Below are 873 nucleotides of genomic sequence, written 5' to 3'. Positions count from 1 at the left end.
GATGCTGTGCAGTTCCCCGGCGAGGCCCGAGACCGGCCGGTACAGCGGTGAGGACGTCCAGCGCTGGTGCACCGGGCCGCCGTCGCTGATCGGGGCGCTGTCCCGCCCGGGATCCACGCTGCTCAGCGAACGCGCCCAGGACTCGGTCACCTCGTGGCGCAACGCCGCGCTGCCACCGGGGCGCGCGCCCGGGACGCTCAGCCGCGGCACCCAGCGGGACCACTCGTGCTCCAGCACGGCCCTGCGCTGCCGGAGGTCAGCGCGGAGCACGCGGTGGCCGACTGCTGGTGAGGCGAGTGCCGTCGGGGGCGGCCGCCCCCGGGTGCCGGCCGGCGGTCCATGGGGTGACGGCGGCCCAGGTCTCGCTCGCGGACGGCGCCGCGAAGGAGACCCACTGACCGTCACGGTGCTCCGGGACGGCGTGTCCCCTGGCCTGCCATTCGGCGACGAGCGCCGCGTAGATGGGCGGATGACCCCCGTATCCGCTGGTGAGTTCGGCGAACGACCGGGGAGCGGCGTCGTTCCCGGTGAGCCGCCGCGCCGTCTCAGTACTGTCCATGCCCGGGCAACGCGACACGCCGCACGGGTGGTACGCGGNNACGCCTCCGGCGCGGCCCCTTCCCTTTCCGGCGGTCTCCTCGACCCCGGCCCCACGCATCCGGTAACACTGACCTCAGACCGAGGACCGGGCCGGCACCGCGCCCGGAACCGGTCCTCCCGGTACGACGTACGACGGCAGGGAGAGGCCATGTCACAGCGCCCTGACCTCCGGCAGCGCAGGGCCGTGCTGGAGCACGAGTGGTCCCGCTGGGTGCCGCGGCTGAGCGTCCCGGGCGCGCGCCCCGGTGGCAGCGCGGCGTTGCGCCACGAGGT

General features: G+C 75.3%; 1 protein-coding gene and 1 pseudogene. Both read right to left on the bottom strand.

Going from position 1 to position 873, the window contains the following annotated elements:
* A pseudogene (locus CCL05_RS43705) lies at positions 1-270 on the bottom strand (transcriptional regulator); the annotation flags it as partial.
* Positions 257-559 (bottom strand): hypothetical protein, encoded by a 303-nt coding sequence (locus CCL05_RS43700; protein WP_086565936.1) that lies wholly within the window; start codon positions 557-559, stop codon positions 257-259. The pseudogene CCL05_RS43705 and the gene CCL05_RS43700, both read right to left, overlap by 14 nt.
* Positions 560-873 lie beyond the last annotated feature (314 nt).

It is taken from the genome of Streptomyces africanus, from assembly GCF_002150735.1.
Taxonomy (GTDB): domain Bacteria; phylum Actinomycetota; class Actinomycetes; order Streptomycetales; family Streptomycetaceae; genus Streptomyces; species Streptomyces africanus.
The sequence above is the reverse complement of the archived record's forward strand: the minus strand, read 5'-3'. Positions and strand labels throughout refer to the sequence as shown.